Genomic DNA, 25,430 nt, shown 5'->3' with positions numbered 1-25,430 from the left:
GATCTTCACTCTGGCAGTCGTAAACCAACCGGGGATCCTGAGCGTGGCGGGGCTGACACTCATGTTGATGTCAGCGGTCCCAATCGTCTTCGCCGCCCAGGCGCAGATGCTCATCATGTCACTCGGCGACATCGATCTAGGCATCGGGTTTCTCATAGGCTTTGTCACCGTCATCGCCGCTACGACTCTCAATACGTCTCCACTGCTGGGTGTTCTACTGCTCGCCGGAATTGTCGTCGCCTACGCGGCGATGGGGTTCATTATTCAGAAACGGAACGTTCCATCGATCATCGTCACACTGGGACTGTCCTTCGTATGGTTTGGACTTGGGCTCACCATGCTCCCTACCCCCGGAGGGCAGGCGCCGGATTGGCTCACGACAATCGGTCGCTGGCGCCCTGATTGGATCCCATCTCCCTTCGTCTACATCTTTGTTGCGACTCTTGTTGGTTGGTATATAGCCAGACGGAGTCGGTTCGGGGTGCGCATGCGGGCGCTCGGCAGCAACGCAGCCACGCTCGACAAACTGGGGTGGTCCCTGACTAGGACTCGAGTCGCTACATACGTCATGGCCGCCCTGCTCATCATCCTCTCTGGCCTACTCCTCGCATCACAGACTCGTTCCGGGGACATCAACTCTGCGACGAATTTCACCTTGATGACGATCGCAGCAGTGATTCTCGGTGGCGGTCGGTTCTCCGGCGGTTACGCGTTGCCACTAGGCACAGCTCTCGGAGCGGTCACGCTGGGTCTAATAACGGTTCTGCTGAGCCTCATCAACCTCCCATCCAGTCTGCAGTCCGGCGCCCAGGGGCTCATCGTCCTGACAGTCCTGGCGGGCCGGCTCATCACTGAACGGTTCGCGAGATCATGACTCTCACTTCCGAAATCCCGCGCCCCAAGACGAACGAGCAGGTCACCGCGAGGAGATCCATGGTGTGGCCCGCATGGGGGTGGTCAGTAATTGGTGTTCTCTGCGTATGGGCTGCCATCGTCGCCGTCACAGGCGGATCGCCATTGCAGCCCATGTCTCAGGCGCTCACACTTGCTCCCTATCTTGCTCTTGTAGCCCTGGGCCAGATGCTCGTGATCACCCTCGGGCCTGGAAACATCGATGTCTCGGTAGGCGCTGTCGTCTCGATGTCTGCCTACGTGTCAGTGCTCATCAGCTCTGAGCATGGAGCGGTTGTCGGCCTGTTGTCCGCCATTGCCGCCGGTGTGGTTGCGGCGCTCTGCAGCGTGATAGCCATTCTGGGTCTCAGAGTCCCACCGATTATTGCGACTTTGGCAACAAGTCTGATCGTCGGTTCTACAACTTTGCTCTTAGCAGATTCCAACCGAGGCGGGGCGGATGTCGCGCTTCGCAGTTTCGTGAATTCCAAAATCATGGGACTTCCAGTCGTGGCATTGGTTGTTCTCGCCATCACGGTCTGCGTCGCTTTGATGCTGCGCAGGACAACACTCGGTCTCGGGCTGGTCGCCACCGGTCAGAGCTTCAAGGCGGCGCGTGTGGCGGGGATTCGCGTAAGCGTCGTGACAGCTTTTGCCTATCTGACGAGTGGAGCTTGCGCGGGTCTAGTCGGCGGGCTGCTCGCAGCGTTCATATCCCCCAGCCCGGCATTGGGTGCCTCGTACATGCTCGACTCGATTGCCGTCGTCGTCATAGGTGGCACCCTCATCGCGGGTGGGCGTCCGGTGAGTACCGGAGTTTGGACGGGGGCTCTGTTCTTCGTGCTGCTTTCCGCGTTGCTCAATCTCGTGGGGTGGAGCGTCGGGGCCCAAAACATACTGAAGGGACTCCTGGTCGTCCTCGTCGTGATCGCCTCATCTTCGGCAACCAGAACCGGCGGATCAACGTGGCGTCAGCTGCGTGCCTCATTCCAATCAAACAAGAAGCAGCAACTAGGAGATATTCATGGCTGATACCGATGACCTTCGCGAAGGACACAACTTCGAGGGCGACTCCGGAATGCAAGAGAAGTTTCACCTCAAAGGTCTGGCGGGACAGGACTGGGGTATGCGCAGCCGATTGTCGCGCATATTCAACCCCCTCGACGGCAAGACTGTAATGCTCGCGTTCGATCACGGGTACTTCCAGGGTCCGACCTCCGGACTCGAGCGCCTCGACCGGTCGATCGTCCCCTTGATACCGCAAGCCGATGCACTCATGCTCACTCGCGGGGCGCTCCGCACGACCATTCCGGCTACCAGCGGAAAGGGCATCGTGCTGCGGGCTAGTGGAGGCCCTAGCGTGCTGAAGGACCTTTCCAATGAAGAGATCACGGTCAGTATCGACGATGCCATTCGTCTCGACGCGGCCGCACTGGCTGTCCAGGTCTTCATCGGTGGGGAGCACGAGACGAGGTCACTGAAGAACATGAGCACCCTCGTCGATCAGGGGCAGAGCGCAGGAGTTCCTGTGCTCGCTGTCACCGCGGTTGGTCGAGAAATGGTGAGAGATGCTCGCTATTTTCGTCTAGCGACACGCATTTCCGCCGAACTTGGTGCCAATTTCATCAAGACTTATTACATCGAAGATGGCTTCGAGACGGTTACCTCGTCCTGCCCTGTGCCAATCATCATCGCAGGTGGGAAGAAGATCCCCGAGATCGATGCGTTAACGATCGCTTACAAGGCAATTCAGGAGGGCGCGGCAGGTGTCGACATGGGCCGCAATGTATTCCAGTCGGAACACCCGTCGGCCATGCTCGCTGCCGTGCGGGCCGTTGTACACGACGGGGTCACCCCGAAGGTTGCCTTTGAGCTTTTCGAAAGTCTGTCCAACTAGCCGCTATCCCGGGCGAAGGCCTGTGCTCACCCGGCCCACGTCCCTAGCAGAACGGAAACATCAGTTATGACTGGTCTTTCGACATACCACTCGCAGATCAGCCCGGTGGACGTTGTGATCATCGGTGCAGGTATCAATGGTCTGGCTGTAGCGCGGGAATCGGCAAGCTTGGGCCTCTCAGTGGCGCTAATTGATCAGGATGATGTGGGCGCGCGCACCTCGGCGATCTCTACTCGACTCATTCATGGGGGACTCAAGTATCTGGAGCGTTTCGAGCTCAACCTGGTGCACGAATCGATTCGTGAGCGCGACATTTTGCTGAGATGTGCTCCTCACTTGGTTCGTCCCTATCCCATGCTGATTCCCTTTTCGAAGACTCAGAGCCGACCCGGGTGGTTGCTCGCATGTGGACTGGTTCTGCATGATGTACTGTCCATCGGCAAGTTGTTGCCGCTGAACCGTATCGTGTTCCGCAAACGTCTCGCTCGTGATTGGCCAGCACTGGCCGATGCTGGACTCAAATGGGCTGGGCTCTTCCAGGACGCCAGTATTCCGTTCACGGAACGTCTTACGACCGAGTTGGCTATGGATGCGCAGTCCCACGGAGCGCTTGTGCTCACGCATACCCGGGTAGAAGAATTGGTTCGTGCCGATGGTCGGATTGCAGGACTGCGCTACCGTGACCGCAAAGACGGCACTCTGAAGCTTCTATCCGCGCGCGTCGTAATAAATGCAGCTGGACCCTGGGTGGACGACATCTTGGGATTTGCGGGTGGATACGATCGAAGGATCGGTCCGACTAAGGGCAGTCACTGTGTGGTCGACACATTCGCCGGCGCTCCCTCAACCTGTATCTTCTTCGAGTCGCCCAAGGACTCCCGTCCGATGTTCATCCTTCCGTGGGCGGGGAGGTACATGTTGGGGACGACTGACGTGCCCTATGACGGCAGCCTAGACACTATCGAGATGGACGACGAAGAAGTCGCGTACTTGCTTGACGCAGTCAACACGTTGATACCGCAAGCTGGCCTGGTGGCAACCGACGTGCTCTGGTCATACTCAGGCGTTCGACCGCTCCCGTATGTCGATAATCTGGAGGACCCATCCAAGGTTTCCCGGGATCATCAGATCATCGCCCATGATGGGCAGGACGCAGGCCTCATCACGATAATCGGGGGAAAACTCACGACGCATCGTTCGCTCGGTGAGCTCGTTTCTCGACACGTGTTGCGAGCCCTAGGACTCCCTAAGCGGCCGTCGCCAACGCGCAGAGCTTTACTGCCCGGGGCGCCGACCGATGTCTCTTGGGAGGAATACCGAGCAGAATATCTCGCGACCACGCGACTGCCGCCTCAGCTCGCGATTCGGCTCGTTGAGCTCTATGGCACGATCGCCGAACAGATTGAACAGCTCGCCATGTCCGGACCCGCAATGATGGAGGAGATTGACGAAGAGACCGGGGCAATTGCGGCCGAGGTCGTCCACGCGGTACGCAATGAAGGTGCGGTCACGCTCGAGGACATCGTCCTGCGGCGCACACTGATCGGTATCAATGGCGATGTTGGTCTCAGTGCCGCGCCGGCGGCTGCGGACGTGCTGGTCGCAGTCGGGGAGTGGACTGCCCCGTATGCCGAGGCGCAAACCACAGCCTATCGCGTCGCAGTCAAACGGCTGATGCCGCGGGCCCTGGTCACAGAAGCCACTTACGAGCAGGAAGGTGAGTCCAGCGCATGACTAGTCAGCGGTGTTTCATCGGTATTGATGTTGGATTGACCCAAGCGAAAGCCGCGGCCTTTGACGAGAACGGACTAGAGGTTCGGGCCTTCTCGGGATCCAACCCGCGAATCGCGGTCACGGGTGAACAGCAGGAAATCGACATGAACGCTCTTACCGGAGTCGTGTTTCGAGTTCTTCGGCAACTCACTGATTGGCTTGCCGCGAACCAGTGGACACCGGCCGCAGTAGGTGTGACTGCAGCCGGGAACGGCATCTATCTGGTCGACGAGCAGCTTCGCCCTGTCCGCTCTGCGATCGCGTCCAATGACTGCCGCGCTGAGCCCATCGTTGCCCAAATCCCCCGACAGACAGTCGATGAGATGCAGAGAATGACGGGATCGGTGCCGTGGGCGGGTCAACCCGTAGTCCTCCTGCGTTGGCTCTGGGAACATGAGCGAGTCAATGTCGAACGAGCACGCTGGTTGTTCTCCTGCAAAGATTTTATTTCATCACTCCTTACCGGGCTCGCAGTTGCCGATGTCTCTGATGCCTCCGCGATGGGAATCATGAATCTCGCTGCACACGACTATGAACCGGGCGTATTCGACATGCTCGGGCTCCCACGCGAACTCATGAGATTGCTCCCTCCCCCTGCAGCATCAGATTCCGTGGCAGGTCCCGTTACCAATGAGGCCGGTGTTCTAACCGGGTTGCCGGTCGGCATCCCAGTGGTGGCCGGGTGCATGGACTGCGTAGCAAGCCCTCTAGGTGCGGGGGCCACAGACGAGGGTGATGTCACCATCATCGTAGGCACTTGGGCGATCAACTCAGTAGTCGTACCAGTGTCAGAGAAGCCGCCAGCGGTGACTCTCAATGCGCTCCTTCCAGACAAGCGCTTCATGTTGGCTCAGGAAGTGGCGCCCACTTCGGCTGCGAGCATCGAGTGGTTCGCGTCATTGATGTCTGGACCCTGCAAGGAGTCAGTGAGCCCGCAGGCGCTCTTGGCCGCCGCATCTGATGTACCAGCCGGTGCCTTAGGAGCGCTCTTCATCCCGTTCATTCACGGTGCGCCTGAACACATCGGGGCTTCCGGAACCTTCCTGGGCCTCAAGGGGTGCCACGGTTATCCCGAGATGGCACGGGCGGTGGCTGAGGGCATCGCCCAATACCATCGAGTACAGCTGAAGAAGCTCTGTATGAGTGGTGCGTCAGTTTCAGACGATCCCTGGACCTTGGCCGGAGGTGGAGCCAAAAACGCTCTTTGGGCGCAGATGTTTGCGGACATCATTGGGCACCCAGTCCGTAGGCAGCTAGGTACTGAATTGGGCGCGAGGGGGGTTGCTTCGCTTGCTGCCAGCGGGGCCGGTAGCGACATTTCTGCTTGGCGCGTTGACCCGGACCCAAAGCTTGTCGTTGAGCCGAGCGCCGATTCAGAGATGTATCGCCGCCAAGGGGATCGATTCGATCGCGCGCTAGATGCCATGAGTTCCGTTTGGACGGAGCTGGCATGAGCGACATAAAGGGCGAGACTGCGCTGCAGGTGATCACGCGACTATCGAGAGTGCTCGGCTCAGACCCGTCGCTCGTCCTTCACGGGGGTGGCAACACCTCCATCAAGGGGTTTACCACCGATGTGACTGGGGCCGAGGTGGAGACGGTGTGGGTGAAAGGCAGTGGGTGGAACCTTGCAACTATCGAGCCGGAGGGGTTCGCTCCACTGCGACGCAAGCGAGTATTGGAACTGCTGAAGTGTGCTTCGCTCACTGATGCACAGATGGTGAATGAAGTTCGGCAAGCTTCTTTGGACGCGACGGCCCCCATCGCATCGATCGAGGCCCTCCTCCACGCGTTCATTCCGGCGCGCGTGGTCCTGCACTCACATGCGGACGCGATCGTGGCACTCACTAACCAGCTGGAGAACGGGCCAAACGTGAGTAACGTACTGGGGAGGAAAGTTCTCGTACTACCGTACGTGATGCCCGGCTTCAAACTTGCGCGTCAGATCGCGAGCTGTAACGAGGTGGCAACTGGTGAAGTCGATGCCATTGTCTTGTCCAACCACGGACTATTCACTTTTTCAGATGATCCAGACGAAGCCCTCGTTCGACATCAATCCATTGTGGCCTCCGCCTCTGCCGCAATGGGCAACCCGACGTGGGGGGATCCCGGCCCTGGGATCGAGCGTGCGGGGGACCCCCTCGACATAGCGCGTTTTCGGCGGGAGCTTTCAGCAATTGCCGGAGATCCCATGATTGTGCGTCAGTCTGAGTCAGCCAGGGCTACACAGTATGCCGGACGCCCGAACGTCAGAAGTTTGACCACCCGCGGAACCGCCACTGCAGAGCACGTGATTCACACGAAGCGTGTGCCGTTGATTGGGCGGGATGTGGCCGCGTTCGCAGCTGAGTATCGCCGCTACGTGGAGGAGAATCGCCATCGTGTCGGGGAAGTGGTGCCGATCGACGAGGCTCCCCGTGTGATCCTTGACCAGGAATGGGGCATGTTGACTGCAGGGAGGAGCGCCACCGCAGCTGAGGTGGCTCGCGATATCGCATTGCACACGATGGACATCGTCGATGCAGCTGATGGCCTCGCAGAGTACGCCTCCTTCAGCGAGGCGGAAAGTTTCGACGTCGAGTACTGGTCGCTGGAGCAGGCCAAGATCCGGTCCGGCAGTAGCAGACCCGCTTTCACAGGTGAGGTAGCGATAGTAACGGGGGCAGCCTCGGGGATCGGTCGGGCGTCTGCGGCCGCTCTCATCGATCAAGGCGCCGCTGTTGTGGGCATCGATCAGAATCCGCACGTAGCCTCAGCCTTCACGTCTGATTCCTGGCGAGGTGTCACGGGGGATGCAGCTGATGGGGCATTCCTGGCGCAGGCCGCGGAGCTCGCTGTCCGCGAGTTTGGAGGAGTCGATGTGCTGGTCATCGCAGCAGGGATCTTTCCGGAGAGCGCGGCCATCGTGGATATGGACGACGCGCATTGGGAGAAGACCGTGGCGGTCAACACCACTGCAGTAGCACGTGCCCTTCGCGCAGTCCATCCGTACCTGGCTCTAGCGCCCCGCGGCGGGAGGGTTGTGCTGGTCTCAAGCAAAAACGTGCCGGCGCCTGGACCTGGAGCGGCGGCGTACTCGGCAACTAAAGCCGCCGCGGCACAGCTCGCCCGGGTAGCAGCCTTGGAGTGGGCTACGGATGGTATTCGTGTAAACCAGGTGGAACCCGACGCAGTCTTCGACACCGGCATCTGGACCCCGCAGCTACTCGCGGAGCGCGCAGCTCATTACGGACTCTCCGTGGAGGAGTACAAGTCGCGCAATCTGCTCAATGTTGAAGTCACCAGTGACAAGGTAGCGGACGCCATCGTCGCGTTGTGTTCGTCAACCTTCTCAGCGACTACTGGGGCGCACTTGAGTGTCGATGGGGGCAATGCGCGAGTCATTTGAGCCCCACATACTTCTTGATTGGACCAGTCAGGGGGCGAGTGAAGGCACACGAGGTCTAGGGATCTGAAAAATCGGGGGTGAGTCGCCAGGGATGCTGCCACGATTTGGGCGATTCTGAACCGAAGTCATTCAGTCGCCTCAGCCGTCTAGATCATCGTCGCCGGTTCGATCATGGATCCACCGTCTCTGAGCATGTGAGGGATCAACTCGCCGGAATCTATGGTGATCGCCAAGTGGGGGCCGGTCGTGACGCTTCCGATAGCAACGTCCACGCTGTGCAGGTGTAGAGAGATCCAGTACGGTAATGGCCTCCCGGAGAGGGAACCTCGGTGACTATGAGCCTCCGGCGGCGCCCTCGCGAAGTGAATACGATCGTGCCCTGTTTGCGGGGTGGGCCCTCCGGGGCGCCGTCACGGTATTCAAGTGCACCCACGCACAGGCTCCTCTGGTCGCGCGGGAGCGGGGTGAACCACATCTTCCGATGGCTCCATTCAGCGTCATCGAGCCCTGAAGGTCCGCGCGCACCACGGCCATCCCGGACGCGTCCAGGAGAGCTCCATCTCGATCCCAGCTGGCAGGAATGGCGATGATGATTCCCGCAGCTGATCTCCCGAGTCCATCGGGAAGATTCTGCTGTCTTGCGCGGTATGGGCTGCGATTGTCGTATCGACGTCATCAGGCTGTCGGCGTTTGGAGTCAGTCCTAGTTCCCAAACCTCGCTGATCGGAACCCCAGGACGCAGAGTCTCAACCTAGGGGCCACGAGTCCATGACCGCTCCTTACCGCCGATGTCCCGGTAGTTACATATCTTCTGGCGGCACTTGACGGGCGGTCGTGGTGGGGCACTGGAGGCCGTCGGCGTCTCCATCGACGCTGATGATCCTCTTGCGCCCGGTGTGCGCCCAGCAGGGTGATCATCAGGCGCTGACATGGATCAATGCGTCTGATCAGTAGTAGTACGGGAACTCAGACCAGTCGGGTTCGCGCTTGGCGAGGAAGGCGTCGCGGCCCTCCACCGCCTCATCGGTCATGTATCCCATACGGGTGGCCTCCCCGGCGAAGACCTGCTGGCCGGCGAGACCGTCGTCGGGGGCGTTGAAGGCGAACTTCAGCATCCGGATGGCCTGCGGGGACTGCCGGGCGATGTCGGTGGCGTAGCCCAGGGCGACCTCCTCCAGCCGCTCGTGGTCGACCGCCTCGTTGACCGCGCCGGCGGCCACCATCTCTTCGGCCGAGTGTTCACGAGCCAGGAAGAAGATCTCGCGGGCCTTCTTCTGACCCACCTGGCGGGCCAGCAGCGCCGAGCCGTAGCCGGCGTCGAAGGAGCCCACGGTGGCGTCGGTCTGCTTGAACTTCCCGTGCTGCGATGAGGCGATGCTCAGATCGGCGACCACGTGCAGCGAGTGCCCGCCACCGGCCGCCCAGCCGTTGACCACGGCGATGACGACCTTGGGCATGGTGCGGATGAGCCGCTGAACCTCGAGGATGTGCAGCCGCCCGGCTCGGGCCGGGTCGATGGTCTCGGCGGTGTCGCCCTCGGCGTATCGGTACCCGTCACGGCCACGGATGCGCTGGTCCCCGCCGGAGCAGAAGCTGTGCCCGCCGTCCTTGGGGGAGGGTCCGTTGCCGGTGAGCAGCACCGCACCCACGTCTGGGGTCATCCGGGCATGGTCCAGGGCACGGTAGAGCTCATCCACGGTGCCGGGCCGGAAGGCATTGCGCACCTCGGGGCGGTCAAACGCGATGCGCACCGCTGGCAGATCTGCGGTGATCGTTCCGTCCTCGTCGCGCTGCACGCGCCGGTGGTAGGTGACGTCGGTGAAGTCGAATCCCTCCACGGTGCGCCACTGCCACGGGTCGAAGATGTCGGAGACCTTCGCGGGCAGGCTGGGGACGGTCGGGCTGCTGGGGGTATCGGATCCGGTCACATGGCCGAGTCTACCGAGGAGCATGGGTGCGTCGTCGTCATGATCTCGCTCGCGGATCTTCGCGACGCTCTACGATGTCTCGGGAGAGAGTGGGCCTGGACCACAGTCAAAGCCGCTGATGAGGCGGTGCTGGAGAGGGAGAGCATGACCGGGAAGCGTTTCACCGAGGAAGCCTGGGCGAGCACGGAGGCAATCCGTGCCGAGATCGAGAAGCTGCCGTTCCTGCAGCAGCTCGAAGACGGGTCGCTGCCGCGGGCGACCTTCGAGCACTATATGGGCCAGGACGCGCTGTACCTGACCGAATACGCCCGGGCGCTCGCCGCCTGCGCCGTTCAGTCCACCGACCCCGAGCACATCATGTTCTGGTCCCGAGCCGCCGCCGGCGCGATCGAGGAGGAGCGTGCGCTGCACGCGACCCATGTGGTGGACTTCTCCGCGGTGCAGCCCTCACCGACCACCGTCGCCTACACCTCCTACGAGCTCGCCCTGGTCTCGGCCGGCTCGCTGCCGGTGCTGGCGGCGTCGGTGCTGCCCTGCTTCTGGATCTACGACGACGTCGGCACGCGTCTCAAGGCCCGGGTCGGGACCCTCGATGGGCACCCCTACGCGGACTGGATCAGCGCCTACGGGGATCCGGAGTTCCACGAGCTCACCGAAGCTGCCAAGCAGGTCGTCGACGAGCTGGCGGAGACCGCCAGCGAGCAGACCCGGGCCGCGATGCACGCCGCCTACCGCCGGGCGAGTCAGTACGAGTGGATGTTCTGGGACTCAGCCCACCGGCAGGAACGCTGGCCGGTCGGCTGAGCGAGGATGTCATACACCGACTCGGCGGCCCCGCGCAGCCTCCCGAGCAGGGGGATCAGTCGGGCCTCTGAACCAGGAAGATCATCTCCGGGGAGTCATCGCTGAGCTCTTCGCGGTCCCAGTCGCCCCAGAGCTGAACCGGGCGGAACCCGGCGGCGCTCAGCGTCTGGCGCAGGACCGACAGCGGCCGGTAGCGCAGCGTCTCCTCGGCGATGAGCTCACGGGAATCGGGCAGGATGTTGTGCGCCCGGGCGGTGATGAGCGCGCCGTCCGCCGGGTCCTCGGTGACGCGGACGATCTCCATCCAGGAGGTGAACTCTCCGCCGTCGGGGTGCGGCTGGGTCTCCCGGGTGGACTCCGGATCCCAGGCGTCGAGCTCCAGCGCGGCCGGGTTGCGCACCTCGAAGGCCAGATGCCCGCCGGGCCTCAGCGCCTGGAAGGCGTGGTCCAGCACGGCCTCCCAGTCGGCCCGGGTGAGGAAGTACTGCGCCACGTGGCCCTCCATGACGACCAGGTCCGCCGCCTGCGCCTCCAGCTGATCGGCGAAGCCGTGGATCCAGCGCGGCGGCGGAGTCAGCTGCGACTCGGCGGTCCGGGAGCGAGCGACGTCGATCATCGCCGCCGCCGGGTCCACACCGGTGACCTCGATGCCATGCTCGGCCAGCAGGATCCCGAAGACCCCGGTGCCGCAGCCGATATCGGCCACGCGGGCGGCACCGAGCTCCTGGGCCAGCTCGAGGTAGAACTCGTGGTCCCAGCCCCCGGAGTTCTCCACGTCATAGATCGCCACAAGCTCCGGGTCCGTCACCCAGGCGAAGGCCGGGTCCACCTCCGGGGCTGAATGTCGGCTCGAGCTGCCCGGCTCCGCAGGGTCCCCGGGGCTTTCGGTCTCGGCAGGGCTCATCGGCGCGGCTGGCTTGCGCTGGGAATCTCAACGGCGCTGTGAATCTCACCGGCGCCCAGACGCTCGCTTGCGCCGAGGTGATGCGCGATGAACGCGTAGTCCCAGGCGCGTTCCTTCCAGGTCTCATACCGGCCCGACGCCCCGCCGTGGCCGCCTTCCATCTCGATCTTCATCACCACGGGGGCCTCGCCGCGCTGGTGCTCGCGCAGCACCTGCACCCATTTCGCGGGCTCCACGTAGAGCACCCGGGTGTCGTTGAGGCTGGTCACCGCCGCGATCGCCGGGTATGCCAGGTCGCGGACATTCTCATAGGGCGCGTAGGACTTCATATAGCGGTAGACCTCCGGGTCGGTGATCGGGTTGCCCCATTCCTCCCACTCCAGCGCCGACAGCGGCAGCTCCGGGTCCAGGATGGTGGTCAGGTTGTCCACGAAGGGCACCTGCCCCAGGATCGCCACATACTTCTCCGGGGCGAGGTTGGCAACCGCTCCCATCAGCAGTCCGCCGGCGGAGCCGCCCAGCGCGGCGACCCGTGCCGGATCAGCCCAGCCCTGGGTGATCAGGTGATCGGTGGCTGCGATGAAGTCGGTGAAGGTGTTGGTCTTCTTCAGCTTCTTGCCGTCCTCGTACCAGCCGCGGCCCAGCTCACCGCCGCCCCGGATATGCGCGATCGCGAAGACGACCCCGCGGTCCAGCAGCGACAGCCTTGGGATTCCGAAGCTTGGATCCATGCTCATCTCATAGGAGCCATAGCCGTAGACCAGCGTCGGATTCGTGCCATCGGCTGCGACATCGCGATGATGCAGCACCGTGACCGGAATCGCGATCGCCGAGCCGTCCGCGCGGGTGTCCCCGCTGGGTGCCCAGATCCGGGTGGCGCGGTAGGCGCCGAGATCCACGTCGTTCACCGGGGTCTCCCGGCGCAGGAGCGGCTCCGCGGTCTCATGGTCGATGTCATAGATCCGGGTCGGGGTCAGCCAGGACTCATACGCCACCCGGAACAGCGGCGCCTCGTACTCCGCGGCGATCACCGCACAGGTGTAGAGCTCCTCGTCGAACTCCGGGCCGGGCAGCGTCGAGGTCGGCACCGGGTCGGCGCCGGCGAGCGCCGCGCGCAGCTGCTCCAGGTTGAGCAGCTGGATGGACTCGATGGTGTCCCGGCGGGCGGTGACGATGATCTGCGCGGCGGTGACGCTCACGCCTTCGAGCTTGACCGTCTCCTCATGCGGCAGCACCGGCCGACCCAGGTCCAGCGGCCGGTCAGCGCTCGGCGCGGCGTTCGGGTCCTGGGCGGTCAGCGCCGCGGCTGTGGTCACCGAGAGGGCGTTGTTCGGTCCGGACTGGTTGTGTGTGACCAGCAGCAGGCGCTCGCCGTCGAGCTCGATCGGGTCGATGCTGTGCAGCAGGCGCTGCTCGGCGCTGATCAAGAGCACCGGCTCCGCCTGCGGGTCGGTGACGTCGAGGAGCCGGGACTCGTCGTACTCGGAGTTCCCGGAGATGATCACCAGTTCACGCTTGTCCGCGGAGAGCCCGACGCCGGTCCAGAGCTGCTCGTCGCTGACCTCCAGGATCAGCCGATCCTGCTCCGCGTCGGTGCCCAGGGTGTGCATGTACAGCTGGTGGGGCCGCCACGCGGCGTCGGCCACCATGTAATAGGCGCGCGCGCCGGAGGGCTCCAGCACGGGTCCGCCGTGGACGTTGCTGATCTGCTCGGGCTGGTTCTCCCCGGTGGTGAGGTCGCGGAAGCGCACGGTGTAGTGCTCGTCGCCGGAGGTGTCCTCGGAGTAGGCCAGCAGCGTCCCCTCGGCGTTCAGCGACATCCCGCCGAGCTGGTAGAAGGGGTGCTTCGCGGCCTCGGCGTTGGTGTCGAAGAAGGTCTGTTCACCAGGGAGGACGACGCCGGCCTCGACCTGCGGCGGGGTCCAGGACCCGCGCTCGCCGTCGTTCTGCTCGGTCTCCGCTGCGCTGCCGGCGGCGACCCGGCAGTACACCGGGTGCTGCTCGCCTTCGATGGTGCGGGTGAAGTACCACCAGTCTCCGCGGCGAGAGGGGACCGAGAGGTCGGTCTCCACCGTGCGGTGCTTGATCTCGTTGAAGATCGTCTCGCGCAGCGGCTTCTGCGCGGCGGTCACCGCATCGGCGTAGGCGTTCTCGGCGTGCAGATGTGCCAGGACCTCGGGGGAGTCCTTGTCCCGCAGCCATTCGTAGTGATCCACGAAGGTGTCCCCGTGATGGGTGCGTTCGGTGGGGACCTTCTTGGCCTGCGGGGCAGTTGAATCAGACATGCCGCCATTCAATCAGACCGCCGAAGTCCGCATCACTCCCCGGCGCGGACCAGCCCGCACTCATAGGCGTAGACCACCATCTGGGTCCGGTCGCGCAGCGCCAGCTTGGTCAGGATCCGCGACACATGGGTCTTCACGGTCTGCTCGGCGAGAAAGAGCTCAGCGGCGATCTCCGCGTTCGACCGGCCACGGGCGACCGCGGTCATCACCTCCTGCTCACGCTCGGTGAGCTCGGAGAGCAGCCGCGACTGGACCGGGGTCGCCGTCGGGCGGGCAGCATAGTCCGCGATCAGGGTGCGGGTGATCTTGGGCGAGAGCAGCGCGTCGCCGTCGGCCACCACCCGGACGGCCTGGACCAGCTCCTCCGGGGTGGCATCTTTGAGCAGGAAGCCGCTGGCTCCGGCGCGCAGCGCGTCGAAGACGTACTCATCGGCGTCGAATGTGGTCAACATCAGGATGCGCGGGGGAGTCCCTTCCATGCTGAGGATCTGCCGGGTGGCCTCGAGACCATTGACCTTCGGCATCCGGATGTCCATCAGCACGACGTCTGGGGTGGTGCCGCGCACCACCTCCTCGATCCCCTCACCATCGGCGGCGGTGCCGGTGACCGTGATGTCCACCTGAGCGTCGAGCAGGGCGGCGAAGCCGGCGCGGATCATCGACTGGTCATCGACGATGAGCACCCGGATGGCAGAGCCGGAGAGCGGGGCCGAGGAGTCGGCGGAGACGGCGGGGGGCATGCTTCAACGCTACCCCGGTACCGCGCCCGCCGATGCCTATGGTGTGATGTGAACACCATGCCTCCCCAGCCCAGGATTCCTCAGTGCACAGCCCTCGACCTGAATCCCTGACCCGACGGCTCCTGCGCGACAGCGCCTATGTGTTGCCGGGGCTGCCGATCGCGCTCTTCGGCGCCAGCCTGCTGATGACCCTGCTGGCGGTCTCCATTGCGACGGCGCCGCTGTGGGTGGGTGCCCTGGTGCTTCCGCTGGCCCTGGTCACAGCCTCGGAGTTCGCGGAGCTCTCCCGGCGTCGGCTGCGGATCTGGGGCGCGGTGCTCGCCCCGGTGAGCTATCGGCCCAGGGACCCGGGCCTGGCCGGTCGACTGCGCCCGGTGGCCGACCCTCGCCGCTGGCTGGATCTGATCTTCGAGATGATCCTCGCGCTGCCGGTGCGGCTGGTGACCTTCGTCGTGGCGGCCCTCTGGATCCTGATGGGCCCGGTGGGGCTCACCTACTTCTTCTGGTCCCGATTCATCCCCGGCGAACGGGGCCTGATCCGAATCCTGGAGCTGATCGAACCCGCGCTGGTGCCGGCCAGCGGGTTCTGGCAGTACGTGCTGGACGCCGCCGTGTTCTTCATCCTCGGCGTGGTCTTCCTGGTCACCCTGCCCGCCGTGATGCGCGGGCTGGCCGCACTGGATGCGCTGCTGGCCACGAGCCTGCTCGGCGCAGGCGGCCGGGGCCGACTGATCCCGCTGGAACACCCCCAGGCGCATCCGCTGGAGCGCACGCTCTCCCGCGCCGCCGTGGGTCGCCCGGGAGCCCGGGTCGAGGAGTCCTCAGCCTCCTTCAGCGCCGCCGCCTGGTCCTGGATCGGGATCTGCTTCGCCGCGGTGGTGCTCTTCGTGGTGGCCTGGCCGCTCACCACCACGGTCTATGGGATCCACCCGGCCTTCGCCCTGGTGCTGACCCTGGGGCACTGCCTGAGCCTGGTGCTCACGCTGAAGTTCCCCTGGGCCGGGATCGGCGCCTCGGTCCTGGTCTCGGCGGCACTGATGGGCGCCACCGCGGAGGCAGGGGTGGGGATCTGGCCCTGGCCGGTCACCGCGATGCTCATCCAGTGCGGGGTGATCCTGGTCGCGGCGCTGCGCGAACCCTGGTACTGCGCGGCCAGCGGCTGGGCGGCCAGCGCGCTGCTCACGTTCGCGGCCATCGTCATGGCGGCCCCGGAGCTTCCTGACGGGGCGGTGAGCACCGGCATCGTGTTCGCCTCGGTCGGCGGGGGCGTCGCCGTGCTCGGCAGCCTGACCCGGCAGTGGATCCGCGACGCCGACCGGCTGGAGGTCTCCGAACGCACCAGCGCCCAGCAGAGCCGGCGTCGTCGGGAGCTCGAGGAGCGCAACCGCATCGCCCGGGAACTCCACGACGTGGTCGCCCATTCCATGTCGGTGATCAGCGTGCAGGCCGCAACCGCCCGCTACCGGCTTCCTTCCATCACGCCGGAGGCGCAGCAGGAGTTCGAGGAGATCGCCCGGTCCTCGCGGCAGGCGCTGGGGGAGATGCGGATGCTGCTGGGCACCCTGCGCAGCGAGGAGGAGGCCCCGACCGGGCCGACCCCGGGGCTCGCGGAGATCTACTCGCTGGTCGAAGCCACCCGCGCCTCCGGCACCCCGATCCGGGTCACCGGGCTCGACGTCGTGGAGGCGTCCTCCGCCGTCGGCCTCGCCGCCTACCGGATGGTCCAGGAGGGACTGAGCAATGCGCTGCGCCATGCGCCCTCCTCCACGATCGAGGTCAGCGCCGAGCTGATCGGAGAGTCCGACAAGGATTCGGAGCCCGCCGACACCCGCCACCTGCTGATCCAGGTGCGCAACACCGCCCCGCCGCACCCGGTCTCGGTGCCCGCGCCGGGCGCCGGCCTGGGACTGGAGGGCATCCGGGAGCGGGTCAGCGCCGTCGGCGGCACGGTGGAGACCGGGGAGACCCCGGACGGCGGATACTTCATCCGCGCCTCCTTCCCGCTGTGAACCACGCGCACCCCCTACCCGGGTAGGGGGTGAAGATGGCTCCGCCGGGTGACGCGCGGGAGGTCTCAGCTCGATAACGTAGGAGCATGACAATCACTGAGACACGGTCGGAGGCCGCGCAGGGCCGCCCCGAGCGGGTGCGCCCAGCAGGTAACAAGCAGGTCAACGAATTCTTCGAACTCGCCCAGCGGGTCAAGGATGAGGGCCTGATGGACCGCGGCGCCTCCAGCTACGTGCTCCGCGTGATCGTGCTGACCCTGGCCTTCGCCGGTGCCTTCGTGGCGATGTTCACCCTCGGTGACAGTCTCTGGCAGCTCGCCCTCGCCGCGTTCTTCGGGATCCTGCTCACCCAGGTCGCCTTCCTCTCCCACGACGGCGCACACCAGCAGGTCTTCCGCACCGGCAAGCGCAACGAGTGGTTCGGCCGGGTCACCGGCAACCTCATCGTGGGCCTGTCCTACGGCTGGTGGACCAAGAAGCACGGCAGGCACCACGCCAACCCGAACACCATCGGCAAGGATGGCGACATCGCCCCCGGCGCCCTGGTCTTCGTCGCCGAGGACGCTGCGCAGCGCACCGGCTTCATGGGCTGGCTCGCCCGCCGTCAGGGCTGGATGTTCTTCCCGCTGCTGACCCTCTTCGCGATCGCGCTGCACTACAACGCGCTCAAGACCGTCTTCACCGCCAAGAAGCTCAAGCGCCGCAAGACCGAGCTGGCCATGCTGGCCGTGCGGCTGATCGGCTTCCCGGTGCTGATCTTCCTGGCCATGAGCCCCGGCCTGGCACTCGGCTTCCTGGCCGTGCAGCTGCTGGTCTTCGGCGTCTACATGGGTGGCAGCTTCGCCCCGAACCACAAGGGCATGCCGATCATCCCCAAGGATTCCGACATGGACTTCCTGCGCCGCCAGGTGCTGACCTCCCGCAACATCAAGGGCGGTCGGGCCATGGATGTGGCCATGGGCGGGCTGAACCTGCAGATCGAGCACCACCTCTTCCCGCGGATGCCCAGCCCCAACCTGCACAAGGTCAAGCCGATCGTTGAGGAGTTCTGCGCCGAGAAGGGCATCAGCTACACCGCGACCGGACTGGTCCAGTCCTACGGAATGGTGGTCACCTACCTCAACCGCGTGGGTCTCGGCTACGCCGACCCGATGGACTGCCCGATCATGAACCAGTACCGCCCCCGCTGACCCTTTCTGGGTCTCGGCAGGCCCGCAGCACGGGCCCTGGGCACCCGTTGCTCGCCGCCCGGTTCACTTGTGAACCGGGCGGTTCTGCTCTGCCCGGCGAGGAGCCTTCAGGCCTTCCGAGCAGTGCGGGTCAGCCGCCGGGTCTCGCTGGAGAACAGGGGAATCAGCGCCGCGCTGAGCAGAAGTGCCGGCGCGGAGGACAGCGCGGCTCCGGCCAGGAACAGCCACGGTGTCGGTGAGGCGGTCGCCTCGGCCAGCCCATGGCGAGCCACCGGCCCGAGCAGCGCGGCGAGCCCGAGCACGGTGCCCATCACGCCGAGCGTCAGGGACAGTCCCGCCTGACGTCCCCCGGGGATTCCCGGTTCCGCGGGCAGCGGCGCGAGTTCCGGGTCTCGCGCCTCCACGTGATGCACCACGGCTCCGCCGAGCAGCGTCCACGCCGCCACCACCAGGTAGGCCGCCATCATGTCGCTGGGCAGGTGCCAGCCCTCGATATAGATGTAGCCGCCCCACCCGGCGGCCCAGAGCCCGGCCAGGACCCCCCAGAAGGCGCGGTCCCGTGGTCGGCAGATCAGGAACGCCGCCGCCGCGGCCCCCGCGGCCATGGTCGTGTGACCGCTCGGAAGCGAGTTGGCCGGCCACTCCGAGCTCAGACTCACCAACGTGGGCCGCCCAGACCAGACCAGCTTGATCACCTGCGTGGTGACATTGGCGCCCAGCGCCACCGCGGCCCCGCACAGCAGGATGAGCCAGCGCTGGTGGGGCCCGCGCTGATGCGCCAGTGCCGCGCAGGCCAGCGCTGGCGGCAGCAGGATCCAGGCGGTGATCCAGTCGTTCTGCGGGCTCAGCGGCGGCAGCGGATTCCAGGTCCCGGAGGCGGTGCGCTGCATCATCTGGTCCAGCAGCTGGCCCGGTCCGGTGCGGACCGCGCCGAGGTAGAGCACCCCGAAGAGCGCCACACACAGCAGAAACCCGGCCACCCACCGCTCGAGGTGGAAGGCCGGGTTTCTCTGGTGCAAAGGCATGCGGCTATTCTGCCGCACCTCTCAGCGGTGGGTGTGCGCGCGCTCCGACTCTGACTCGGGTGACGTCGCGGGTGCAGGCTCAGTCCGGTGGTCGGCCATGTCGGCCTCGGTCCAGCACTCGATGTTGCGCAGATCCGGCATGTCAGAGGCGAGGAACAGCGGATCGAGACCCTGTCGCTTCTGCGCCTCATAGTGCTTGAGCAGGCGCACGGCGGTGCCGCCCAGCAGAGTGATCACGACCAGGTTGTACAGCGCGATGATGACCATCGTCACACCGGCGATGGCCCAGGCCAGGTCCACCGGGATGATCGCGCCGAGGAAGACGACGCCGGTGAGTGCCACCGCATAGATCTTGCGGCTCTTCTCGGAGTTCGAGATGAACAGCACGTTCATCTCACCGTAGGAGTAGTTGCCCAGGATCGAGGTGAAGGCCAGCAGCAGGATGATGACCGCCAGCGCGATCGCGCCGAAGGCTCCGAAGTTCGCGGTCAGCGCCGCCTGCGTCAGCTCACCGCCGACGTTGGTCTCAGCCCGGAACGCCTGATCCGGGAAGGTCACCAGGATGATGAACGCAGTGACCGAGCAGATGATCAGCGTGTCCAGGTAGACCCCCAGGGTCTGTACGAGCCCCTGCTTGACCGGGTGTGACACGTCGGCGGTGGCCGCGACGTTGGGGACCGAGCCCATGCCGGCCTCGTTGGAGAACATGCCGCGCTGGACGCCGGCGGAGATCATCGCGCCGAGGGCGCCGCCCGCCGCGGAGGTGAAGTTGAACGCCTCGCCGAAGATCATCCCGAACACCGCCGGGATCGCTTCGATGTTGAACGCCACCACGACCAGTCCCAGCAGGATGTAGGTCATCGCCATGATCGGGACGACCCGCTGGGTCACCTGCGCCACTCGGCGCAGTCCGGCTAGGACCACGAGCCCGGTGAGCCCGGTGAGCACCACGGCGAGGATCCAGACCAGGCTGGTGGTGTCATCCATGCCCAGCTCGGTGGCCGCTCCGGTCGCGGCGTCGACGATCGTGTTGGACTGCAGCGAGGTGAAGGAGAGCGCGAAACAGAAGATGAAGATCAACGCGAAGACGATGCCGCCGGAGCGGGTTCCCAGCCCACGCTCGATGTAATAGGCGGGCCCACCCTTGAAGGTGTCGAAGCGGCGGACCTTATAGAGCTGAGCCAGGGTGGACTCCACGAAGGAGGCCGCCGAGGTGAAGATGGCCATCAGCCACATCCAGAACACGGCCCCGGGGCCGCCCAGGGCGATCGCACCGGCCACGCCGGCTATGTTGCCGGTGCCCACTCGTGCGGAGGTGGTGATGGTGAAGGTCTGGAAGGCTGACAGCGATCGGGTGCGGCCGTTCTCGTCGCTGGTGGCCTTGTCGGTGATGGCCCGGAACATGTCCGGGATGTGGCGCAGCTGGACCAGTCGGGTGCGGAAGCCGAGGTAGAGGCCCACGAAGACGATCACGGGAATGCCGAGCCACGTCCACGCGGAGTCCTCGATCAGGCTGATCGTAGAGAGAAGATCGTCATTAGTCATAATGGGCTGACTCTACCGCCCACGGCACCCCAAGCCTCCTCCCAGCCTGTGTTCGGATGGTGAGGCAGAATGGGGGAAACTACGGTTTCACAGAAGGTGATCACGATGGACCACGCTCCCGAATCTGCGCTCTTCCGCCGCCTGGACGACCACGTCTTCCTCGCCGAGCTGGGAGGCCCCACGCCGCTCAACGTCGGACTGATCCTGGGGGAGGACACCGCCGTCCTCATCGACCCGGGTCCGGCCGAGGGTGACCATGAAGCACTGCTGGCTGCAGTGCGTGAGCTCAGCTCCGCCGAACTGGTCGTGGTCAGCACCCACGGCCACCCCGACCACATCGGGGCCAATGACTTCCTGCGCCGCCACGGCGTGCAGCGCATCCTCGCCCATGCCGACGCCGGGGTGGTGACCGCGACCGACCTGGTCTCCGCGGAGCCGGTGACGCTGCAGCTGGGAGGAGGCGTCGACGTCGTCGTCGAGCATCTGGGCCGGGGCCACACCCAGGGAGACCTGGTGGTCGGCGTCAGCGCCGAGGGCTCCGCCGGGATCATGTTCTGCGGGGACCTTGTCCGGGAGGGCGATGACCCGGAGTTCCATGACTCCTACCCGAAGGAATGGGTCCGCGCGCTCGGCCGGCTGTGGTCCATGGCAGGGGCCTACCGCCGCTTCATCCCCGGTCACGGGCACGAGGTCGACGCCGACTTCGTCGCTTCGATGCGCCGGAGGATGCAGCAGGGCTACAACGTCTCATCCCAGGCCATCCGCGATTCGGTCAACGACGCCACCAAGGCGATCCCGATCGTGCCCTACGGGCCGGGAGAGTCCCGAGAGCTCATCACCCGGCTGCGCGGCCGCTGAGCGACGGGCGCGCAGACCGCGTCGTCGCCGGCTCAGACTCGGTAGAGCTCGGTGAACTCGGGTGGGATCGGGTAGTGCACCGTCTCACCCTTCGGGGAGGGGACGGGGGCGCCGCGCTGGCGCCGGCCGGTCTCCGCGCCGAACAGGTTGATCCCGGCGGCGGCCATCAGGAAGCCCGGGCCGATGGAGAAGAACAGCCCCGCGAACCAGTGCCAGAGGCTGGGATCCTCCCCGGCGAGCGCGATCCCGCTCCAGCCCCCGGAGAAGAGGAAGCACAGCACCGCCACCACGGTCAGGGTCACGCCGAGGAACCAGGCGAGTCCGGCCAGCGGGGCGGTCTCGGGCTCATAGTCCACCACCGCGGTGTTCCATTCGGGGCCGGTGCGCATGACCAGCCAGCCACCGATCAGGGCCCAGACGGCCACCACCAGGTAGGCCGCGATCACGTCGGCCGGGCGGTGCCAGGTCTCGGTGAACGTGTAGGCACCCACCAGTCCGGCGTAGAACGCGGCCAGCACCGCGACGAAGGGACGCTGTCGCGGGGAACTGACCAGGAAGACCGCCACCGCCATCGACGCCGCCAGGGTGGTGTGCCCGGAGGGCAGGGAATTGCCGGTCCAGTAGGGGACGCCGTTGTCGAGGTCGGGGCGGTCGAGCCAGAGGGTCTTGAGCACCTGGGTGGAGAGATTCGCGCCCACCACCGTGGCAGCCGCGATCAGCGCCGCCAGGAAGCGCTGCCGGGCCAGCACGATCACCAGGAAGATCACCGCCGGCAGCGCGATGATCACCGGGCTCAGCCACCACAGGTCGAAGCCGCGCTCGGAGAGCGAGGTCACCCGCTCCGCCGCGGCGTCGAGCATCGCGTATTCCACCCACTGCCCCGAGTTGGAGCGGACGAAGTATTCGTAGACGGCGATGAAGACCGCGCAGCAGAGAAGGATTGAGACGATCCACAGGCCTGTGCGCCGGGCCGGGGGACGAAGTGCGCGGGCAGCTGACATGTCCATCAGTATCGCAGGTCCACCCCTGCCTAGACTGAACGGCATGGATCACCACACCCCGGGCCCCGCAGGCCTGAACGTCAGCTGGCAGCTCCCCGAGGTGGAGGAGATCCTGGCCCAGGCGCATGTGGTCTCGCTGCCGCTGCGCACCCGCTTTCGCGGTCAGACCCGCCGCGAGGCGATGCTCTTCCGCGGACCGGCCGGCTGGGGCGAGTTCGCGCCGTTCCCGGAGTACGGCGCCGGCGAGTCCGCGCAGTGGCTGCGCGCGGGGATCGAAGCGGGCTGGCGGGGGTTCGGGACACCGCTGCGGACCCATATCCCGATCAATGCCACCATGCCGGCAGTCTCCCCGGACCAGGTCGAGTCGGTGCTGACCCGCTTCGGCGCGGTGGAGTCGATCCCGGCGGTGAAGATCAAGGTCGCTGAACCCGGTCAGACCCTCGACGACGACGTCGCCCGGTTCCGTGAGGTGCGCCGGCTCGCCCCCGATGCAGGGCTGCGCGCGGACGCCAACGGCGGCTGGAGCATCGCCGAAGCCGTGCCGGCCCTGGAGCGGCTTGCCGAGGTCTCCGGAGGGCGCTTCGAATACGCCGAACAGCCGGTGGCCGGGGTGGAGCCGCTGGCGGATCTGCGCGAGGCGCTCGCCGCCGCGGGAGTCACCTCTGCGGGGGTGCCGCTGCGGATCGCCGCCGACGAGGCGGTGCGAAAGGCAGAGGACCCGCTGCGAGTGGCCAGGCTCGGCGCGGCGGACCTGATCGTGGTCAAGGTCCCCCCGCTCGGCGGGGTGGAGCGGGCCCTGCAGATCGTGGAGCAGGCCGGCCTCGACGCGGTGGTGTCCTCGGCGCTGGACACCTCGGTGGGCCTGGCCGCAGGCCTCGCGCTGGCCGCCCGGCTGCCCAGCCTGCCCTACGCCTGCGGGCTCGGCACCGCCGCATTGTTCGAGCACGACGTGACCCACGCTCCGCTGATCCCGGTCGCCGGCGTGCTGGCGATCCCCGGTGCGGTGACGCCGTCGTCGGACCTGCTTCACCGTCACCGGGTCAGTCCCGAGCGGGCGCAGTGGTGGATCGACCGGCTGCGTGCCGCCCACAGGGTGCTCGCCGCGGAGCTTCTAGGATTGAGCACATGACCACACCCCGGCGCCCGTTCCGTGAGTTCGATGACGCCTACGACGTGGAGTCCCTGCGCCTGGCCCGGCGGGTGATCCGCGGGCTCACCATGAGCATGCGGCACATCGTGCTGGCCCCGGGCTCGCGGTCGGCGCCGATGGCGTATGCGCTGCGCGAGGCCGAGGCGCTCGGCGCGATCACCGTGCATGTGCGCATCGATGAGCGTTCCGCGGCGTTCACCGCGCTCGGGATGGCGATGGCGACGAAGTCCCCGGCCGGGGTCGTGACCACCTCCGGCACGGCGGCGGGGAACCTGCTGCCGGCGATGATGGAGGCCGATCTCTCCGGGATCCCGCTGGTGGCGATCACTGCGGACCGGCCCGAGGAGCTGCACGGCACCGGCGCGAACCAGACCACCTGGCAGCAGGGGATGTTCGCCGGTCGGGTGCGAGATGAGATCCACCTCGAACAGGGCGAGGCGCGGCTGGAGCCGGAGTCACGCGATGACATGCTCGCCGCCGAGACCCAGGTGGGGCTGCTGCTGCGCGTCGCGACCGGGTCCGCCCCCGGTCCGGTGCACCTGAACATCGGGTTCCGCGATCCGCTGGTCCCCGCCGCACCGGGGGAGGGACGCAAGAGCGGAGCCCAGCGCTGGGCCCGGACCCCCTTCCTTCCGCGCAGCCGAGGCACCGACTCCGCCGAGCAGCTGCGCGCGGAGATCATCGGCACCGAGATCCTCAGGTCCGGGAGCTCGGCCACGGGAACACCTGCGGCCGGGGCCCCGGGGGAGCGTGCCGGTGGGACACCTGCTGAGGCCCGTGGTGAGGCAGCCGCCACGCTGAATCCCGCCGCGGCGGAACCCGACTCCCCGGCCGGGGCACGTCCTGAGTCACCGGCCGGGGCACGTCCTGAGTCACCGGCCGAGTCGCCGGCCGAGGCGGCGGCGAGGTTCGAGGCCGGGCTGGGCACCTCGCGCACGGTCTTCGTCATGGGCGCCGATGCCCCGGCCGAGGCGCGCGAGCTGGCCCGGCGGCTCGGGCACCCGCTGCTCGCCGAGCCCAGCAGCGATGCGCGCTGGAGCGATCTGGGCACCATCCAGGGGTACCGGCTGATCCTGCAGGCACCGGAGGGTTCCCCCGCCAGCGTCCTGGCGGGAAGCATCGAACGCGTCGTCGTCGCCGGCCGGCCCACCCTGACCCGTCCGGTCCAGCAGCTGATCAACCGGGACGACGTCGAGGCGGTGCAGTACGCCCCCGGCGGGGAGGCCTGGTTCGATCACCGGCTCGCCCGCCGGCAGCTGCCCGACGTGCTTGCCCTCGCGCAGTTCGCCGCGCTGGCCCCTCCAGGCTGGCATGACGCCTGGACCGAGCGCGGACTCGCGGCGCAGCGGCTCATCGACGCCGCACTGACCGAGCAGGAGGCCCTCGCCCAGGGGGAGCTCTCCTCGGTGCGGGTGGCGCAGTACGTGGCCGAGACCGTGAAGACCCCGCTGCTGCTGGGCTCCTCCTCGGTGATCCGCGACGTGGACCTGGCCGCGGTGCTCAACCGCACCGTGCTGGGCGCCCGCGACGATGCCCGCCGGGTCTACGCGATGCGCGGTCTCGCCGGCATCGACGGCAACCTCTCCGCCGCCTCCGGGATCGCACTGGCCCGCAGCACCCGGGTCACCGCTCTGGTCGGGGACCTGACCTTCCTCCACGACGTCAACGCGCTGCTGCTGCCGACCACCGAACGCGAGCCGGACCTGGACATCGTGGTGGTCAACGACTCCGGGGGTGCGATCTTCGATCAGCTCGAGCACGGGGCGGTCGGGCGCCGCGAGGGCCAGGCCGAGGCGGTGGAGCGGTTCTTCGGCACGCCCCAGACCGTGGACATCGAGGCGCTCGCCGATGCCTACGGCCACGAGTACCACTACGCGGAGGATCTCGAGTCCCTCGGCGAGGGACTCTCCGGTCTCGAGGACCGGGTGGGCATCCGGATCATCGAGGTGCGCACCGACAGGACCGTGCTGCGCGACTTCCACGCCAGACTACGCGCCGCCTCCGCCGAGCTCTGAGGACCTCCGCCGACCTCTGGCGACCCG

At 66.2% G+C, this 25,430-nt stretch carries 19 protein-coding genes; 12 read left to right on the top strand and 7 right to left on the bottom strand.

The annotated features are described in order from the left end of the window. Positions 1-67 precede the first annotated feature (67 nt). The 6 genes from LTI14_RS06600 (at position 68) to LTI14_RS06575 (ending at position 7,949) form a co-directional block, all read left to right on the top strand. Complete coding sequence (locus LTI14_RS06600) at positions 68-874, top strand: ABC transporter permease (protein WP_241476087.1); 807 nt, start codon at positions 68-70, stop codon at positions 872-874. Positions 875-933: 59 nt separating this feature from the next. Beyond that, on the top strand, positions 934-1,923 hold the full coding sequence (locus LTI14_RS06595) for an ABC transporter permease (protein ID WP_241476086.1): 990 nt from the start codon (positions 934-936) through the stop codon (positions 1,921-1,923). Then, complete coding sequence (gene lsrF, locus LTI14_RS06590) at positions 1,916-2,788, top strand: 3-hydroxy-5-phosphonooxypentane-2,4-dione thiolase (protein WP_241476085.1); 873 nt, start codon at positions 1,916-1,918, stop codon at positions 2,786-2,788. The genes LTI14_RS06595 and lsrF overlap by 8 nt, the downstream gene beginning before the upstream one ends. Positions 2,789-2,893: 105 nt before the next feature. Further along, complete coding sequence (locus LTI14_RS13330; protein WP_241476084.1) at positions 2,894-4,522, top strand: glycerol-3-phosphate dehydrogenase/oxidase; 1,629 nt, start codon at positions 2,894-2,896, stop codon at positions 4,520-4,522. Further along, positions 4,519-6,015 carry an FGGY-family carbohydrate kinase gene (locus LTI14_RS06580; protein WP_241476083.1) on the top strand — a complete coding sequence of 499 codons (1,497 nt, stop codon included), beginning with the start codon at positions 4,519-4,521 and terminating at the stop codon, positions 6,013-6,015. The genes LTI14_RS13330 and LTI14_RS06580 overlap by 4 nt, the downstream gene beginning before the upstream one ends. Then, positions 6,012-7,949 (top strand): SDR family oxidoreductase, encoded by a 1,938-nt coding sequence (locus LTI14_RS06575; RefSeq protein WP_241476082.1) that lies wholly within the window; start codon positions 6,012-6,014, stop codon positions 7,947-7,949. The genes LTI14_RS06580 and LTI14_RS06575 overlap by 4 nt, the downstream gene beginning before the upstream one ends. A gap of 947 nt (positions 7,950-8,896) precedes the next feature. Here the strand turns inward: LTI14_RS06575 and LTI14_RS06570 are convergent. Further along, positions 8,897-9,901: a 1,4-dihydroxy-2-naphthoyl-CoA synthase gene (locus LTI14_RS06570; protein WP_241465459.1), complete on the bottom strand. Its 1,005-nt coding sequence runs from the start codon at positions 9,899-9,901 to the stop codon at positions 8,897-8,899. Positions 9,902-10,021: 120 nt separating this feature from the next. On the opposite strand from LTI14_RS06570, the gene LTI14_RS06565 reads away from it, so the two are divergent. Beyond that, positions 10,022-10,681, top strand: coding sequence for a TenA family protein (locus LTI14_RS06565; RefSeq protein ID WP_241465458.1), 660 nt, complete (start codon positions 10,022-10,024; stop codon positions 10,679-10,681). A gap of 55 nt (positions 10,682-10,736) precedes the next feature. On the opposite strand, the gene LTI14_RS06560 is transcribed toward LTI14_RS06565, so the two are convergent. Genes LTI14_RS06560 through LTI14_RS06550 form a run of 3 tightly spaced genes read right to left on the bottom strand, consistent with a single transcriptional unit; the run spans position 10,737 to position 14,610 of the window. Then, positions 10,737-11,585, bottom strand: coding sequence for a class I SAM-dependent methyltransferase (locus LTI14_RS06560; protein WP_241465457.1), 849 nt, complete (start codon positions 11,583-11,585; stop codon positions 10,737-10,739). After that, the gene (locus LTI14_RS06555) at positions 11,582-13,870 is read right to left on the bottom strand and encodes a S9 family peptidase (protein WP_241476081.1); all 2,289 of its coding nucleotides are present in this window, start codon (positions 13,868-13,870) and stop codon (positions 11,582-11,584) included. The genes LTI14_RS06560 and LTI14_RS06555 overlap by 4 nt, the downstream gene beginning before the upstream one ends. 32 nt (positions 13,871-13,902) lie before the next feature. Beyond that, the gene (locus LTI14_RS06550; protein WP_241465455.1) at positions 13,903-14,610 is read right to left on the bottom strand and encodes a response regulator; all 708 of its coding nucleotides are present in this window, start codon (positions 14,608-14,610) and stop codon (positions 13,903-13,905) included. Between the two features lie 83 nt (positions 14,611-14,693). Between LTI14_RS06550 and LTI14_RS06545 the strand changes: the two genes are divergently transcribed. Together LTI14_RS06545 and LTI14_RS06540 are read left to right on the top strand one after the other, a co-directional pair. Beyond that, positions 14,694-16,619, top strand: coding sequence for a sensor histidine kinase (locus LTI14_RS06545; RefSeq protein WP_241465454.1), 1,926 nt, complete (start codon positions 14,694-14,696; stop codon positions 16,617-16,619). Positions 16,620-16,705: 86 nt separating this feature from the next. Beyond that, entirely contained in the window at positions 16,706-17,809 is a 1,104-nt protein-coding gene (locus tag LTI14_RS06540) for a fatty acid desaturase family protein (protein WP_241465453.1), read from the top strand. A gap of 107 nt (positions 17,810-17,916) precedes the next feature. On the opposite strand, the gene LTI14_RS06535 is transcribed toward LTI14_RS06540, so the two are convergent. Both LTI14_RS06535 and LTI14_RS06530 read right to left on the bottom strand, forming a co-directional pair. Next, positions 17,917-18,834, bottom strand: coding sequence for a phosphatase PAP2 family protein (locus tag LTI14_RS06535; RefSeq protein ID WP_241476080.1), 918 nt, complete (start codon positions 18,832-18,834; stop codon positions 17,917-17,919). A 21-nt stretch (positions 18,835-18,855) separates the two neighbouring features. Beyond that, complete coding sequence (locus LTI14_RS06530) at positions 18,856-20,379, bottom strand: alanine/glycine:cation symporter family protein (protein ID WP_241476079.1); 1,524 nt, start codon at positions 20,377-20,379, stop codon at positions 18,856-18,858. A 105-nt stretch (positions 20,380-20,484) separates the two neighbouring features. Between LTI14_RS06530 and LTI14_RS06525 the strand changes: the two genes are divergently transcribed. Continuing rightward, a complete protein-coding gene (locus LTI14_RS06525; RefSeq protein WP_241465450.1) occupies positions 20,485-21,237 on the top strand; it encodes an MBL fold metallo-hydrolase in 753 nt (250 codons plus the stop codon). Between the two features lie 32 nt (positions 21,238-21,269). Here the strand turns inward: LTI14_RS06525 and LTI14_RS06520 are convergent, their stop codons facing one another. Continuing rightward, positions 21,270-22,238, bottom strand: a complete 969-nt coding sequence (locus LTI14_RS06520) for a phosphatase PAP2 family protein (RefSeq protein ID WP_241476078.1) — start codon at positions 22,236-22,238, stop codon at positions 21,270-21,272. Between the two features lie 43 nt (positions 22,239-22,281). On the opposite strand from LTI14_RS06520, the gene LTI14_RS06515 reads away from it, so the two are divergent. After that, positions 22,282-23,367, top strand: a complete 1,086-nt coding sequence (locus tag LTI14_RS06515; RefSeq protein WP_241476077.1) for an o-succinylbenzoate synthase — start codon at positions 22,282-22,284, stop codon at positions 23,365-23,367. Beyond that, positions 23,364-25,403: a 2-succinyl-5-enolpyruvyl-6-hydroxy-3-cyclohexene-1-carboxylate synthase gene (menD, locus tag LTI14_RS06510; RefSeq protein WP_241476076.1), complete on the top strand. Its 2,040-nt coding sequence runs from the start codon at positions 23,364-23,366 to the stop codon at positions 25,401-25,403. The genes LTI14_RS06515 and menD overlap by 4 nt, the downstream gene beginning before the upstream one ends. The last annotated feature ends 27 nt before the right edge of the window (positions 25,404-25,430 follow it).

The sequence above is a fragment of the Nesterenkonia sp. YGD6 genome, assembly GCF_022565895.1.
Taxonomy (GTDB): domain Bacteria; phylum Actinomycetota; class Actinomycetes; order Actinomycetales; family Micrococcaceae; genus Nesterenkonia.
Note: the sequence above shows the minus strand (reverse complement) of the source record. Positions and strands in the feature narration are given on the sequence as shown.

Bases quoted from the DNA above. Each gene is read 5' to 3' on its own strand.
- LTI14_RS06535 (WP_241476080.1), bottom strand. From the start codon at position 18,834: ATGCCTTTGCACCAGAGAAACCCGGCCTTCCACCTCGAGCGGTGGGTG.
- LTI14_RS06595 (WP_241476086.1), top strand. From the start codon at position 934: ATGGTGTGGCCCGCATGGGGGTGGTCAGTAATTGGTGTTCTCTGCGTA.
- LTI14_RS06600 (WP_241476087.1), top strand. From the start codon at position 68: ATGTCAGCGGTCCCAATCGTCTTCGCCGCCCAGGCGCAGATGCTCATC.
- LTI14_RS06565 (WP_241465458.1), top strand. From the start codon at position 10,022: ATGACCGGGAAGCGTTTCACCGAGGAAGCCTGGGCGAGCACGGAGGCA.
- LTI14_RS06555 (WP_241476081.1), bottom strand. From the start codon at position 13,870: ATGTCTGATTCAACTGCCCCGCAGGCCAAGAAGGTCCCCACCGAACGC.
- lsrF (WP_241476085.1), top strand. From the start codon at position 1,916: ATGGCTGATACCGATGACCTTCGCGAAGGACACAACTTCGAGGGCGAC.
- LTI14_RS06515 (WP_241476077.1), top strand. From the start codon at position 22,282: ATGGATCACCACACCCCGGGCCCCGCAGGCCTGAACGTCAGCTGGCAG.
- LTI14_RS06575 (WP_241476082.1), top strand. From the start codon at position 6,012: ATGAGCGACATAAAGGGCGAGACTGCGCTGCAGGTGATCACGCGACTA.
- LTI14_RS06525 (WP_241465450.1), top strand. From the start codon at position 20,485: ATGGACCACGCTCCCGAATCTGCGCTCTTCCGCCGCCTGGACGACCAC.
- LTI14_RS06580 (WP_241476083.1), top strand. From the start codon at position 4,519: ATGACTAGTCAGCGGTGTTTCATCGGTATTGATGTTGGATTGACCCAA.
- LTI14_RS06560 (WP_241465457.1), bottom strand. From the start codon at position 11,585: ATGAGCCCTGCCGAGACCGAAAGCCCCGGGGACCCTGCGGAGCCGGGC.
- LTI14_RS06540 (WP_241465453.1), top strand. From the start codon at position 16,706: ATGACAATCACTGAGACACGGTCGGAGGCCGCGCAGGGCCGCCCCGAG.
- LTI14_RS06520 (WP_241476078.1), bottom strand. From the start codon at position 22,238: ATGTCAGCTGCCCGCGCACTTCGTCCCCCGGCCCGGCGCACAGGCCTG.
- LTI14_RS06550 (WP_241465455.1), bottom strand. From the start codon at position 14,610: ATGCCCCCCGCCGTCTCCGCCGACTCCTCGGCCCCGCTCTCCGGCTCT.
- menD (WP_241476076.1), top strand. From the start codon at position 23,364: ATGACCACACCCCGGCGCCCGTTCCGTGAGTTCGATGACGCCTACGAC.
- LTI14_RS06570 (WP_241465459.1), bottom strand. From the start codon at position 9,901: ATGCTCCTCGGTAGACTCGGCCATGTGACCGGATCCGATACCCCCAGC.
- LTI14_RS06530 (WP_241476079.1), bottom strand. From the start codon at position 20,379: ATGACTAATGACGATCTTCTCTCTACGATCAGCCTGATCGAGGACTCC.